13 protein-coding genes are annotated in these 13624 nt (G+C 41.6%); 5 read left to right on the top strand and 8 right to left on the bottom strand.

What is annotated here, in order from left to right:
- Positions 1-91 precede the first annotated feature (91 nt).
- Positions 92-949: a coiled-coil protein gene (locus tag PLL47_RS02560; protein WP_324444451.1), complete on the bottom strand. Its 858-nt coding sequence runs from the start codon at positions 947-949 to the stop codon at positions 92-94.
- A gap of 40 nt (positions 950-989) precedes the next feature.
- On the bottom strand, positions 990-1697 hold the full coding sequence (serB, locus tag PLL47_RS02555) for a phosphoserine phosphatase SerB (RefSeq protein ID WP_324444449.1): 708 nt from the start codon (positions 1695-1697) through the stop codon (positions 990-992).
- A gap of 402 nt (positions 1698-2099) precedes the next feature.
- Between serB and PLL47_RS02550 the strand changes: the two genes are divergently transcribed.
- Positions 2100-2930, top strand: coding sequence for a F420-dependent methylenetetrahydromethanopterin dehydrogenase (locus PLL47_RS02550; protein ID WP_324444447.1), 831 nt, complete (start codon positions 2100-2102; stop codon positions 2928-2930).
- Between the two features lie 136 nt (positions 2931-3066).
- Here the strand turns inward: PLL47_RS02550 and PLL47_RS02545 are convergent, their stop codons facing one another.
- Both PLL47_RS02545 and PLL47_RS02540 read right to left on the bottom strand, forming a co-directional pair.
- Complete coding sequence (locus PLL47_RS02545) at positions 3067-3567, bottom strand: DUF2111 domain-containing protein (protein WP_502883670.1); 501 nt, start codon at positions 3565-3567, stop codon at positions 3067-3069.
- A 64-nt stretch (positions 3568-3631) separates the two neighbouring features.
- Positions 3632-4294, bottom strand: coding sequence for a DUF166 domain-containing protein (locus PLL47_RS02540; RefSeq protein ID WP_324444445.1), 663 nt, complete (start codon positions 4292-4294; stop codon positions 3632-3634).
- A gap of 150 nt (positions 4295-4444) precedes the next feature.
- On the opposite strand from PLL47_RS02540, the gene tmk reads away from it, so the two are divergent.
- Complete coding sequence (tmk, locus tag PLL47_RS02535) at positions 4445-5062, top strand: dTMP kinase (RefSeq protein WP_324444443.1); 618 nt, start codon at positions 4445-4447, stop codon at positions 5060-5062.
- 86 nt (positions 5063-5148) lie between these two features.
- Here the strand turns inward: tmk and PLL47_RS02530 are convergent, their stop codons facing one another.
- Both PLL47_RS02530 and PLL47_RS02525 read right to left on the bottom strand, forming a co-directional pair.
- Positions 5149-5421, bottom strand: a complete 273-nt coding sequence (locus PLL47_RS02530) for a hypothetical protein (protein ID WP_324444441.1) — start codon at positions 5419-5421, stop codon at positions 5149-5151.
- A gap of 149 nt (positions 5422-5570) precedes the next feature.
- A complete protein-coding gene (locus tag PLL47_RS02525; RefSeq protein ID WP_324444439.1) occupies positions 5571-6311 on the bottom strand; it encodes a HisA/HisF-related TIM barrel protein in 741 nt (246 codons plus the stop codon).
- A gap of 114 nt (positions 6312-6425) precedes the next feature.
- Between PLL47_RS02525 and PLL47_RS02520 the strand changes: the two genes are divergently transcribed.
- Both PLL47_RS02520 and PLL47_RS02515 read left to right on the top strand, forming a co-directional pair.
- The gene (locus PLL47_RS02520; RefSeq protein ID WP_324444437.1) at positions 6426-7130 is read left to right on the top strand and encodes a (5-formylfuran-3-yl)methyl phosphate synthase; all 705 of its coding nucleotides are present in this window, start codon (positions 6426-6428) and stop codon (positions 7128-7130) included.
- Positions 7131-7239: 109 nt separating this feature from the next.
- Complete coding sequence (locus PLL47_RS02515) at positions 7240-7779, top strand: metal-dependent hydrolase (RefSeq protein ID WP_324444435.1); 540 nt, start codon at positions 7240-7242, stop codon at positions 7777-7779.
- Positions 7780-8008: 229 nt separating this feature from the next.
- On the opposite strand, the gene PLL47_RS02510 is transcribed toward PLL47_RS02515, so the two are convergent.
- Positions 8009-9823 carry a hypothetical protein gene (locus tag PLL47_RS02510; RefSeq protein WP_324444433.1) on the bottom strand — a complete coding sequence of 605 codons (1815 nt, stop codon included), beginning with the start codon at positions 9821-9823 and terminating at the stop codon, positions 8009-8011.
- A 634-nt stretch (positions 9824-10457) separates the two neighbouring features.
- Positions 10458-11363, bottom strand: a complete 906-nt coding sequence (locus PLL47_RS02505; RefSeq protein WP_324444431.1) for a polysaccharide deacetylase family protein — start codon at positions 11361-11363, stop codon at positions 10458-10460.
- A gap of 1593 nt (positions 11364-12956) precedes the next feature.
- On the opposite strand from PLL47_RS02505, the gene PLL47_RS02500 reads away from it, so the two are divergent.
- Positions 12957-13624 (top strand): glycosyl hydrolase family 28-related protein (locus PLL47_RS02500; RefSeq protein WP_324444429.1); only part of this gene is annotated, 668 nt, incomplete at its 3' end.

The raw sequence follows: 13624 nt of genomic DNA, 5'->3' as shown, positions 1-13624 counted from the left end.
GATAATAGAAAAATGAGTGCATATGAAAGTGAAATTACTTTCACATGCAATTGAAATAAAAGATTCCAGCGAATCTATTCTATGAGACTGATTAGACTAAACCAGATCTCTGAAGAGTCATCAGGTCTTCGGTGGTGAGCTTTGCTCCGCCCTTGAACTTCTCGAAGATAGACTTGGCATCTTTCTGGAGTTCGGACTTGACAACACGGGACTTTCCGTCTTTGTCTTTCTTCTTAAGCTTGAAGATTTCCTTGTCAAGATCCCTTATTTCCTTCTGGGCATTGATGAAAATCTTGTGCTGTTCGTCAGCTGCTTCCTGAGCTTTTACAAATTCTCTGTGTGCGATATCTGACTCTGCTCTGGTTCTGTCAGCTTCCTTGAAGGCTGCAATCATCTTTTCGTGGTATTCCTGTGCCTGCCTGGCATACTCGGCAAGTTCATCATGGAATACTGAAGCTTCATCCCTGATTTTCTGGGCTTCGTCCAGGATATTTTTCAGTTCGAGGTTGCTTTCAAGCTGTACTTTTTTAACCTGGTACTGTTTCTGAAGCTGCTGAATCTTACCAACGAGTTCTCTTTCCTTGCTGGTGCTCAGGACTTCGGTCTGCTGGGCGAATTCAAGGCGGTCAATATCTTTTCTTAAGGCTTTGATTGAGGGTCCGCCAAGGTTGTTCTGCTTTCGGATGGAATCTGCCTTTGCAAAAAGTTCATTTGCTCTGGCGTTGGTTTCATCGCGCTTATTCTTGTATTCGCTGACCTTTTCGTTGATTTCGTCCCTGAGAACTTTTAATTCCTGAGCTTCGTTGATAAGGTCTTTTGTCTTTTTGTTGAGTTCATTGCGCTTTGCGGCGAGAGCGCTGGCTTCAGCGTTTAAAGTATTCCTTTTCTCTTTGGCTTCTTCAGATATTTCCTTCAAATCTGATCTTTTTTTCTGCAATTCTTTTAGCATCTCTTATTGTGCCTCCCGGTCCAGCAAAAGAGCTGGCATTTTAGTAGTGTTCGATGTCGACATGCTGTGCCTGATTACAACATTGATAGGAAAGAGATTCAAGAACAGGGATTACGGCTCTAAGATCTTTTACTGTAATGACCACGTCCGCATACTCCCTAAGGATGGGCTTTGGATTGAAAGCTATGGCAAAACCTGCTAACTCAAAAATACAGGCGTCATTTGCGCCGTCCCCGACAACCACACACTGCTCAGGCCTGACATTGTAAATCCTTGTCAGTTCCTCGAATACCTTCGCTTTGGAATCGCTCTGTGTGACAGGACCGACAACTTCGCCTGTGAGGCAACCGTCTTCCACAAGCAGTTTGTTAGAAACAACGAAATCAATACCAAGCACTTCACCTATCCTCTCGGCAGCTATGGTAAATCCACCAGAAATCATCGCGGTTTTATAACCCCGGTTTTTGACGTACAGGACAAGTTCGGCGGCTCCCGGCATAAGATCAATCTGATTTACAGCATCAAGGGCAGTTTCCACAGGAAGTCCTTCAAGAAGTCTGACCCTTTCTGCAAGCGCTTGCTCGAAATCGAGGTCTCCATACATCGCTCTCTTCGTAATCTCCTCTACTTTGCTTACAACACCTGCAGCCCTGGCGAGCTCATCGATGGTCTCAGCGTCTATTAGGGTGCTATCCATGTCAAAAACAATGAGTTTGTTTTCAGTAGAATTATGTATAGGACAGTTCACTCAATCAAAACCTGGACCTGAATATCTATAGATATAGCGGGATAATTCCCGAATAGGGCATACTGCCCGAAGTACCGTTTTCAGAGGTACCCCCGCAGCCTGATATAATATATGTGCCCTGACATTAAAAGCCCACCAACGGATAAATTGTTCAAATTATAATGCGGGTTTCGCTAAAACAAAACCACAAAACAACAGCATTGATGTCAACGTTTTTGACTGAAATAAATCACATCCCTTTTAAGCTTTTCGGAGGGGATATGAAATATATCGAATAATGATTATAAATAGGACAGATATATATAAAATAAAGGTGATAAGGGAGGGAAGTTGCCAAAAGGATTATAAACCCTTTGGGAATTCCACTATTGAAGAAAAAGGTCAACACAGGATTTTGAAAAAATGGTCAACATAGGCTTTATAAAAATGGGCAACCTGGGAATGAGCCAGGTTATCAATCTGATCCAGGATGAAATTGCAGCGCGAGAAGGAATCACTGTAAGAGTGTTCGGCACAGGTGCCAAAATGGGCCCTGCCGATGCCGCAGACACTGAAAGCTTCAAGCAGTGGAATGCTGACTTCGTAGTAATAATCAGTCCGAATGCAGCAGCTCCAGGTCCTACCGCAGCCCGTGAGATCTGGAAAGACGTCCCCTGTATCGTAGTTTCAGACGGACCTACAAAAAAGGAAGCCCGTGAAGCTTTAGAGCAGGAAGGTTTCGGATACATTATCCTCCCGGTAGATCCTCTTATCGGAGCAAAGAGAGAATTCCTTGACCCTGTAGAGATGGCGTCCTTTAACTCCGACGCTATGAAAGTGCTCTCCATCTGTGGTGTTGTAAGACTTATCCAGGAAGAGCTCGACAAAGTAACAGAACAGGTCGCATCCGGGAAGTCAGGAAAGAGTCTGGAACTCCCGCACATCTTCGCAAAACCTGAGAAATGTGTTGAACATGCAGGCTTTGCAAACCCTTATGCAAAAGCAAAAGCTCTTGCTGCCCTCCATATGGCTGAGAAAGTTGCACAGGTTAACTTCCCTGCCTGCTTCATGTTAAAGGAAATTGATCAGATATGCCTTACAGCAGCAGCCGGACATGAGATCATGGGAGCTGCAGCCCTGCTCGCAGCTCAGGCAAGAGAAATAGAGAAATCCAATGACACAGTCTTCAGGCAACCCCACGCAAAGGGCGGAGCCCTGTTGAAAAAGGTCAGGTTATACGAAAAGCCAGAGTAAATGCTGAAAAAAAATATTTTCAGCTCTTTAACCTTGTCCTGGATCTTATCAAAAACTGGAAAAACGTCCCTCTCAATTCCTGAAAAAGAGAGAGGGACAAAATCCTCCAGCAAAAGTACATCCAGCAAAAGTACAATTAGCTTTTATCATTCGGTATAATATTCTTTTTGTAACCTGCTACTCTAACATCTTCTGTCTCACTTTTTGCGCCTTCAACTTCTTCCAGTACGGAGGTATATTCCAAAAATACACATGAAAGATCAATTGTAGCCAGAAGGTCCACAATTCCAATGGCCGCAACAACCGCCCCATCACTGGAACGGAGAGGAGCAACCACGACATGTTTTCCGTGATACACGCCTTCTGTGGGAACTTCATGGATGACTCTATTGGTCTTTAATACCTCTTCAAGTACAGGGCCTGTGTAGTCTCTGTCAAGGACTTTTCCCTTTTCCAGCCTGAGCCCTTTCCTTTTCAAGCTTCTAATAGTGGTAGGGAGACCTGTTAACGAATGTATCGCAACCGCTAACGACTCAAGGTCTTCAGGCCCCGAGTCTTCCGAGATAGATAGGGAAGTAATGGTTTCACCCCCAAAAGGTATTTTGCAACCGGTACAGGCAAAAAACAGGCATATGATAAATAAAAAACGAGCCCTATTTTTCTGCCATATTTAGAGTATATTTTTTCCAAAGAATATATAATCACTCTTCATTCTCAAGTGCTTTTATGAGCGCCTGTTTGTGCAATTCTCCAGACTCGTGAATACCTCCAAGGTCACCTCTTGATGCTCTGCAGGGATAATGCTGGACTAACAACCCGGCTTTCGGAGGGGCATCCTTTACCGGCACTCCAACAATCTCCTTTGCCATATACCATGTGCTTCCACAGGGAGCACCTTTTATAACCTCAACTTTAGCTATTTTTCCGTTCTCGGTTTTGACTTTCAAGATAGGAGACCCAAAAATCTCAGTAAAGGGCCGGTTGCAGGAGTTGGGTTCGAGAGTACAGCAAATTTCATCTACCTCTATGTCCATTCCGGAAGTTTCGGAGATCTTTTTAAGTTCGGGAACTGACGCCCTGGAAGGACCTCCCGGAATAATCAAAGATCTCACTCCGGCTTCTGCGGCAAGCTTTGCAATTGCCGAAGTAAGGTCAGGATGCAGGGCATAACTAACCATAATATCGGCAGAAAAGACATGCCTGTCGAAGTTTAGATTCTCCAGGAATTCATCAGGCTCCTCAATAAATACGGGCACGAACTCAGGCAGGTCGGCAGTTACAACCGAAAAGTCACTGTGTTCCTTTATAGATTCAACCAGGCGGTGCCCATACTTGCCCCGTGTGATAACTCCTATTACAGTCATTGCTTTAAGCTATTTTTAATGTTCACATAAATAGATACTCATTTTATCCGGAACTGCTGCCCTGACCTGCCATTTGCCATAACCCCTCAGGCTATAAATACAGATAGTGCGTTTCAATAGAACCTGTTGAGAAATAAAAAGGCGGTTCTTATGAGAGGCAAACTGATTACACTTGAGGGTATTGACGGTTCAGGAAAAAGTACGGCTGCAAAAAAACTTCAGGAAAACCCTGATATTCGTGTTTTTGATCCGATCTTTACCAGGGAGCCGACCAGAGGCACCCTTACCGGAAATGCCGTTGAAAATGCCATCCAGTCTGAAACCGACCAGCTTGCAGAGCTCTTCCTGTTTACAGCTGACCATGCAGAGCATCTGGCAAAACTTGTAAAGCCTGCACTTGAAAAGGGCAAAACCGTTATTTCTGACCGCTATTCAGACAGCCGCTATGCATACCAGGGAGTAACTCTTAAAAGCAGGTTTGAAAACCCGCTTGAGTGGGTGAAGCGCCTGCATGCAGGATGGACTGTTATTCCGAACCTTACTTTTCTTTTTGATATTAAACCTGAAATAGCAGTTGAACGCTGCGGAAAGCGCGGGGAACAGACAAAGTACGAAAAAATAGAGTTTTTACAAAAGGTCAGAGAAAATTTCCTCAGTCTCGCCGCAGAAGAGCCGGAGCGCTTCGTGATAATCGATGCCTCCAGCTCCCAGGAAGAAATAGAAAAAGAAGTAGTCCAAAAAGTTATTGAGTTTATTCAAAGGGATTGAAAGGGATATTACGGGGAATAAGAATCAAACCTGAAAGAATTAGATATAAGAGGAAAGAAAAATAAAAAAGAAGATAAAAATGATGGTTAGAGCCCGTTATCGTCCGCAAATTTGATCAGAGCTTCCCCCAGCATCCGAACATGCGAAGGGTTGAGATTGAAGCGGGCTTTTTTCATGCCCCCACGCTCTTTTGCTAGCTCTACATATTCCTTTTCAAATCGGTCACTGTGTGCAAGAGAAATGGTCATATACCAGCCGCCCCCCATCTTGATCTCCACATAACCGTCTCCGCTGCTTACTCCTTCGCTTTCTTCTACAGGCTCTTCAATACTTTCCTCAGTTACTTTTCTTGTTGCCATGCTGTAACCTCAAAATTCTTTGTATTTATAGTGAAATCCATAATTCGATATAATCTGCTAATTGGGTAATGTTTGTCAGGTTAATATAAGATGCTCAATACATTATTATACCCGAGGCATAAAGCAGGGAATAAAGTCCTCCCATGTACTCATGAATCTGAACTCTTAACCTTTTTTAATCCAAGGGTCATCACTTCCGGAGGAACCGAACCTGAGTGTATTGCAGTTGCCACCAGAGCACCTTTTATACCAAGGCTGTCAAGAGCAAAGAGGTCTTCCATACCCCTGACCCCTCCTGCAAGCAGAACGTCGTGTACTGAGCTCTCAGCCAGTTTGCGCAGAAACTCAGGGTCAAAGCCGGAAGCTGTGCCTACTCTGTCAAGGTCGAGAAAAATCAGGTCTTTCAAAGGAAGCCCATTAAGGATTTTTACGATTTCAAATGGATCTTCAGGGATCTCCGGGTCCTGTTTAAGAATCTTTCCAAATTTCACATCAATACTGACACTTATACGGCCAGGATTTCTGGAAACTGCATCCCTGATTACTGCAAGCGTGCCGGTCTCCGTGCCTATAACTGCGGTTCCTGCAATAGAAAGGGCTTTGTCCACATCTTTTAGAGAAGATACTCCAAAATCGAGCATCGTATCTGCCTTAGAACTTACCTCCCGGATAAGCTCTGCATTAATGTCTAGAGGACCTTTTCCCTGAAGCGAATTAAGGTCAGCAATATAAACTTCTCGAGGGTGTAAAAATTCAAGTATTTCCAGAGGAATTGAGGTCTTGCATACTGCACTTGAATCCGAAACCGGGCGGTAATTTTCTCTTATTCCGCCTTTTGCGAGAACTACGGCATGATTAAATATATCCATTACGAAGACTACTCGGAACATACTTATTCGATAATTGCATCATCCTATAAAAAAATATAAAATAAACTTAATTGTATAAAAGGGAAGAGTATATATTATAAAAGATTTAACTTCATGCTTTACTAGAGGCTTTCTATGAAACTGCTTGTGAGTCCAATCAACAGAGAGGAGGCGATCATCGCTTCTATAGGCGGCGCGGACATTGTGGATGTCAAAAACCCTAAGGAAGGTTCCCTTGGAGCCAATTTCCCCTGGGTAATCAGAGAAGTTAAAGCGGTTGTGAATGGCAGGCAGCCGATAAGCGCAACAATTGGAGATTTTAATTACAAGCCCGGAACTGCTGCCCTTGCAGCTCTTGGGGCAGCAGTCGCAGGAGCAGATTATATAAAAGTAGGTCTTTTCGATATCCAGACCGAATCACAGGCCCTTGAGCTGCTCACAAAGATTACACGAGCTGTAAAAGACTATGACCCGTCAAAAAAGGTTGTTGCTTCAGGGTATTCTGACTATAAACGTATCAATTCGATTTCTCCTTTTTTGCTCCCCGCAGTTGCCGCAGAAGCAGGGGTAGATGTTGTCATGGTAGATACAGGTATCAAGGATGGGAAATCTACCTTTGAATTCATGGATGAAAAAGAGCTGAAAGAATTTACCGACCTTGCCCACAAGTACGGGCTTGAAAATGCAATTGCCGGCTCCCTGAAATTCGAGGACCTCCCTGTACTGGAAAAGATAGGACCAGATATAATTGGTGTCCGGGGCATGGTCTGCGGTGGAGACAGAAGAACTGCAATCAGGCAAGAACTTGTAGAAAAGCTTGTAGCTGAGTGCCAGGCCTGAAAAACTCTGAGAATCAAAAATAACAAAAAACACAGGAAATCTGTGCTGGCCTGCCCTTCAGGAAGGCCGGCCAAAAAATAATTATAAAGCCATTTACTTTTCTAATCTGATGTTTATTTTTGGACATATAGGCATAACTCTGGGAATCTTTTATTTGCTGAGTCGCTTATTTCCGGGGAAAAATATTCCGGTAGATCTTAAATGGATCGCTTTTGGAGCACTTCTTCCGGACTTTATTGACAAACCCCTTGGCAGGATAATCCTGGCTGAAACCATAGGAAGCGGAAGGATATTTGCTCATACCCTTATCTTTGCAATCTTTCTGGGACTGGCTGCATATTATGTATTCCAAACAAAAAGCTGGACAACCCCTCTTATTATTTCAGGCGCCTCTTTCTGCCACGTACTTGAGGACCAGATATGGAACTCACCTGTAACCTTTCTCTGGCCGCTTCTCGGATGGGAATTCCCAAGAGATACATTTTCCGGAGGTTTCATTGAATATTTAATAAGAATCCTGAATCGTTCATATGACCCGGCTTATTCAGGAGTGTTTATCCCGGAAATAATAGGTATAGGGATAATTCTCCTGTATGCAGGCAGCCATATCAGGTCAAAAATGAAAGAAGATCACAGAATAAACCCCTGAACACTCTCTTTTTAGGGATTCACTGTTTAACTTAAAATTGGTCATCTCAGCTTAGCTAAACTCTTAGCTTATTCTTAAGCTCCACTCACTTTTACACTTCATAAAATAGTCTGCTAGAGCGATTGAAGAGAATATTCTAAACCAAAAATTAGTCCTCTTGAGGGAGCAAAGCGACCGAAAAGGACACCGCCCTCCCGAGGCGGAACTCGGGTGGCGGAACTCTGGAAACTCAAGGAGTATGCTTGTAAATTTTGATATTAAGAGAATCATAAATCTTGTATAGAGGTTTACCTTCCGGAGTTTCAGAACTATTCCTGGACGAAGAATATTCCATTTCGGAGTCTGCTAATTTTTCCATACCCATAGCCTCTGAAAAAGTTGTCACTATAAGGTAGAAAGGTCCTCCATTTGTAGTGGAATTCTTTAAAGAAGCCGCATCCTCAGGACGGTTTGAAAGGGTTGACCCGGGATTAGCAGAAGCTTCTGAAAAGGTGTCAAAAGGTTTCTGGTTGCTGGAAGACTTTCCTGAAAACACGTAACCTTCTTTTTCTCCAGAAGATATAACATATGGATATTCTGCTTTTGAGTCTACCAGCCACTGCATTCCTTCAACCTCGTTTTGTGGGATAGCTTCTGAAATCCCGCCAGTATATGGAGAACTGAAACAGCTAAAAAACCCTAACGTCCATAGAAATCCCAGTACAAGAATTGTAGCTCCAAGACCGGTTGGATATCCCTTTCTGAGGAGCACAATATATAGAGAGTATCCCAGCAGTGGGATCTGGGCAAAAATAATGAAGCTCAGATTTACAAACCTATCCGGTGGGTAGGGTATGAAGGGATTTAAGAGAAAGCCAAGTTCCAGGAAGAATGAGGCTATATACAGAAGTAAAAAGCGAGGGTACCTGCGGACAAAGTGATGACAAAAACGTTTGCGGTTCTGCCATACAATTATTGTGTTGATTACAACAAAGATTAACGGAATATAATATTTGCCATAGTAAAGATTGAAAAGGTGTATAAATTCAAGAATTCCGGATTCCGTGCTCGGAATTGTAGCTAAACCTGCGGCTGTCAGTGTCTCAATACGCCAGACAAGAAACGGGAGAAAAACATCAAAAAATCCTGAAGCGTACTTTGCGCAGAGCAAGAAGCCACCTGAAGTGAATGATAAGAAAATAAATACAGGAACTATTTTTCCAGAAGAGTTGGAGAAGGGCTCTCGATGAAGGTTTTTAAAACTGAGGACTTTTTTAAGGAGACCTGACTGCATAACTTTCCCTGCAAAAGCAAGTAGCAGAGCGAAACAAAGCAGGTATATAAAGATAAAGGGATGAGCCAGCGGGAGCAGGGGTACCATAAAGAGAAGACAGGCAGTCATCGCCATTCTGTTTTTACCGGATATTGCATTCCACAACAAAAGGAGATAGAGAGGAATAAGGCAAAAAGTAAGGTAATAAGAGACTGTTGATGCCTGGAAATGTCCAAAATATGGAATAACCGAAGAGAGGAAGGTTACTGAAACCAGCTTTTCCCGGCTCATAAAGCCGCGATAGAAAAGATACATGCCTGTAATGAATATAATAGAGAAGAGAATCGGTAAAAAGTGAGCTAGTGCCTGCGCCCCCATGCCTGAAACAAGAGATAGAGTTGAGCCTAATAGAGGTCCGGTAGGAGAGAGATCTGAAAAAGTAGACAGACATGAGGTTCCTGAAATTCCTGTATTTATTGCCAGACCTGGATATAAGAAATCATCCCCCCTACCTATTGAAGCGTAACCTAGCATGTAAGGGATGATTAATACGATAACATGAACAAGAATAAGTGCGAAAGCTGCGCTACTTTTTCTATATGCGAGGAGCACAAAGCAGGAGGAAAGGTAACAGAAGAGCAGGAGCAGGTAAAAATGGAAAGGAAGCTGCTCATAGATATTAGCTGCGTACCCTTCAGGCTTGATTTCCCTTAGAATAAAGAGACTATAAACAAGCAGTAGCAGAGAAATTGAGGTAATCAGATTTAAGATTTTGTTGTTGAGTTTAGACAATGTGTCCCCCATCCTTCCGGAAAGTTACAGAGTCCAGTTCCCGCATTAAATTAGAGGACGACACCTGAGACAGAGCCTGCATCGTTCTCGTAGAATTTGCTTTAATAGGCATTCTGCAGCAAGGGAACTTACGTTCTCAAAATTTCCTTCAATCTAAGAATCTTTAATTATTCTTCTCCTTTTATTTTCCGTGTATGCAATCGCTTAATAAATAATTAATTGTTGTGCCCGGTATGCAGGTTGATACATATATGAAAGCTAATTAATGTTCGCATTAATGTTCTCATAAATAAAAATCCTCAAGAATTAAAGGCTTTCGGACTATTAGAGAAATGATTGTAAAAGTTTAGAATATTTCCAGTACTTTTAGAATATATAGATGTAGGGATAAGGGTTTATCCACAAGAAAAATTCTGACTTTAAAAGCTGGAAAATGAAACAAAAGAATACATGGTTTAAACCCAGAAAGAAATCGCTCTAAAATTGTATCAAGGGGCAGAAGTTCGATTTCCTTACGAACTCTGGCGCCTTTAACATCATTCTATATATTTTTGCATAACTGATCATTAAAAATTCAAACATTCCCGATGCTCAGGAACCTTAGAGATCTGATTTCTGTTTAAAGTATCAGTGTTTAAATACATGTTACTCCCGGATAATCCCTCAAAGGTATCTTCTCAACGTCACTCAGTTTACTCAGGATATTCCGAATTCTTTGTTCAATGAGTTTCCCTTTTATGCACCAGTAAAAAGGCCTTTTATTTCCAAGAGATGGGAATCTGGCACAGGAAATATCAAGTGGATGGAAATAGAATATGGTGTGCCCTCTTTTAAGACTCTGCATAAGCCCGTCAAGTATGAATGAAGAACCCAGAAATCGAAGCATAGGACCACCTGATGCAGGAAACCTCAGCCCATGTTGACAATAAGCCCAGGGAAACTCGATAAAGTCTCTGTCGTTACCTACTTCAAGTTCATTTTGCGCAGGATAATATGGGTAAGACGAAACTGTGCTGAGAGCTGAATCAGTTTTGTTATAAAAGGAATTTACCGAAACAGATGAATCGTATTTAAATCCCATTCTTTCGAGTGAATCGATCATCCACCCGCTTACAAGGGCATTTGGTGCCCTGTAACCAATCAACTTTTCTCCGCTGATTTTTTCGAGCATTTTCTTTGCGGCCAGAGTCCTTTGCTCAAACTCTTCTACACTCATTAATTGTTTTTTTGTCTCAGGGTCGATCTTACAGGCATGGCTCAGTCCGTGGCAGGCGAGCTCATGCCCCCTATCTACAATTGACTCTACCAATCCCGGGTAGTGTTCAACAGTATCTGCAACTACAAAAAAAGTAGCATTTACATTAAACTCATCAAGAATATCCAGCACCCTTTTTGTAGGTTCACTCAAGTAATCATACTTGCCGTGCCAGTTCTTAAAAAATTCGTCCACACTCCTGTAAACCGAAAAAGGAGAACTGCAGACTGAAGGAATATGATACCAATCTTCAAGATCAACCGTAACCGAAAGACTACCGTTCATGAAATCCCCCAATACGAAATATATTACGTTATCGTGAAACTAGACTGGAAGTTTCAATAAATGGGAATTTAGCAACTATGCGTTTCCCCACTGGCTTAGAAAGCCTCCCCATTTAAAGGAACATCTTAAGAGTATAAAAGATTTTTTGAAATTTCATAAGAAAGAAAAGGGCTAAGAAAGAAGGGATTAAAGAAAAAATACTCTAACAGCGAAAAAAGAAAGAATAAATTTTACCAAGAGAAAAAGTATAAATACCACATGATTAGTATATATTGCCCTATTCGCCCTTATTTAAAAGACCTCGCTTCCAGGTGAAGTGATTATATTCATAAACAATGGTTCTCACTGTATAAAAACCCGAAATAAATCTTTTAAGTCAGAGTTTTCAAGAAATTTGTAGTAAGATGTGGTTTATGAAAAAATTACTTGAAAAAGTCGATTAGCCGTAAAGATAAAAACGCACATGATATTCATCGAATAACATGCCCAAAGAATGAAAGTATTTGGAAGTACTTTCATGCCAAATCCTGGCTGTTGAAAATAAATGGATAGAAACAGAATAAACTTATTAATCGAGTGCCCTTGCAGGCTGGAAAGAAAGAGTATTATACATCCATAAATTCAGAAAAAATGAAAACAGAATCAAGAAACGATCTTAAATTTTGATTTCACAGACTTACCTCCAGAGTTGGCACAACTTTCTCTTTAAAAACCCACTTTTTTACATACAAAAGTGTGTACAATACCCAAAATGTCTCCCAGTACTATATAAAATAATTTTAAAAAATAACAAAAATATTTTATACTAGAACCACATAAACTTCAAAGTCAACTCAGGAGTATATAAGTAAACAAAATTTTCGTAAATGAGTTGATTGACCTGAAGTAATGGCTAACAAGACAGGAAATACTGGTTTTAAAAACCATCCTGAAATACAGGTTTTTGAAAAAATCCAGAGCCAGATCTTCGAAGGTCCTGTCACCTCCAATAACTGATCCCTATTATGTGATTGGAGAGTGAAACTCTGTGTGCAACGTGTCCGCCCCACATAAATCGCAGAGAACCGAATTGGACAGATTCAAAAATATTACGCAGACGTAATTAGATTTTTGAATTACCGTATAGACCCGACATAATTCAGATCTATACTATAGACTTGATCTGATTAGATAGTTCGGAAAAACATTACGAGTACGTAAAAAACATTACGAGTACGTAATATGGAATTTTGAGAAATATCCGGGAAAAAGTATACGATTATCCTGGAATTTTTGAGTTTACTCAAGTTCTAAATCCAATCCAGAGGCGATACGATGCTAAAAAGAGTCCAGGAACCCTGTTCCCGACAATATATTTTTTTAACAACCGTATCAACTGTTGGAGAATATAAAAACTATTCTATAGTTTTTTGAGTCCCTCAAATTCCAAATCCAACCCAAGGTGATGCGATGCTGAATATGGAGCAGGAAACCCTATTCCTGACAACATGTCTTAGTTTAACGGCTGTATGTGCTTTGGGAAAAGATATACTATAACCCTGGAAAGTTTTTGAGCCCCCCCTCAAATTCCAAATCCAACCCAAAGGTGATACGATGCTAAAAAGACAGATAGGAACCCTATTCCTTATAACATGCCTTATTTTAACAGCCGTACCCGCTGCGTTAGGCGCACAGAATACAGTAACCGTAAGTCCGTCTGGATCAAATGATCAGACTGCAATAAATAATGCGATAAATTCTGTAGCCTCAGGAGCAACATCAAGTAACCCTGGATATGTTGTCCTCAGTGCTGGCACTTATAAGATAAGTGCACCTATAGTTTTGAAATCCAACGTAGTACTGAAAGGAGCAGGCGACAGTACAATAATCTATGGTTCTGGTTCTTCAGTCTGCAACTCCGAAGGGTCACCTGCCTATATATACGGATCAGGTGTTTCCAACGTTGAAATATCTCATCTTCAGTTCCAGAGTACAGCAACCAGCCCCAGTGACGGAGGTCACGGAGACTATCGAAACTGCATAAAATTAAGGTCTTCGAGCAATAGTAAAGTACATGACATTTTATTCACCCGCTATCTGTATGGTGATGGTGTCAGAATCACTGACAGTTCTGGAATAGACGTATACAACTGTAGAATAAAGTCCTCAGGACATGACGGCGTGTCATTTTTGTCCGGCACCAGTGATTCCAGAATGTACAACTGTTATGTTGAGGTTCAGACCAACACAGGTGTCAGAGTAGACAACTGTGCAAATATTGA

Source organism: Methanosarcina sp., from assembly GCF_035390745.1.
GTDB lineage: Archaea > Halobacteriota > Methanosarcinia > Methanosarcinales > Methanosarcinaceae > Methanosarcina.
Note: the sequence above shows the minus strand (reverse complement) of the source record. Positions and strands in the feature narration are given on the sequence as shown.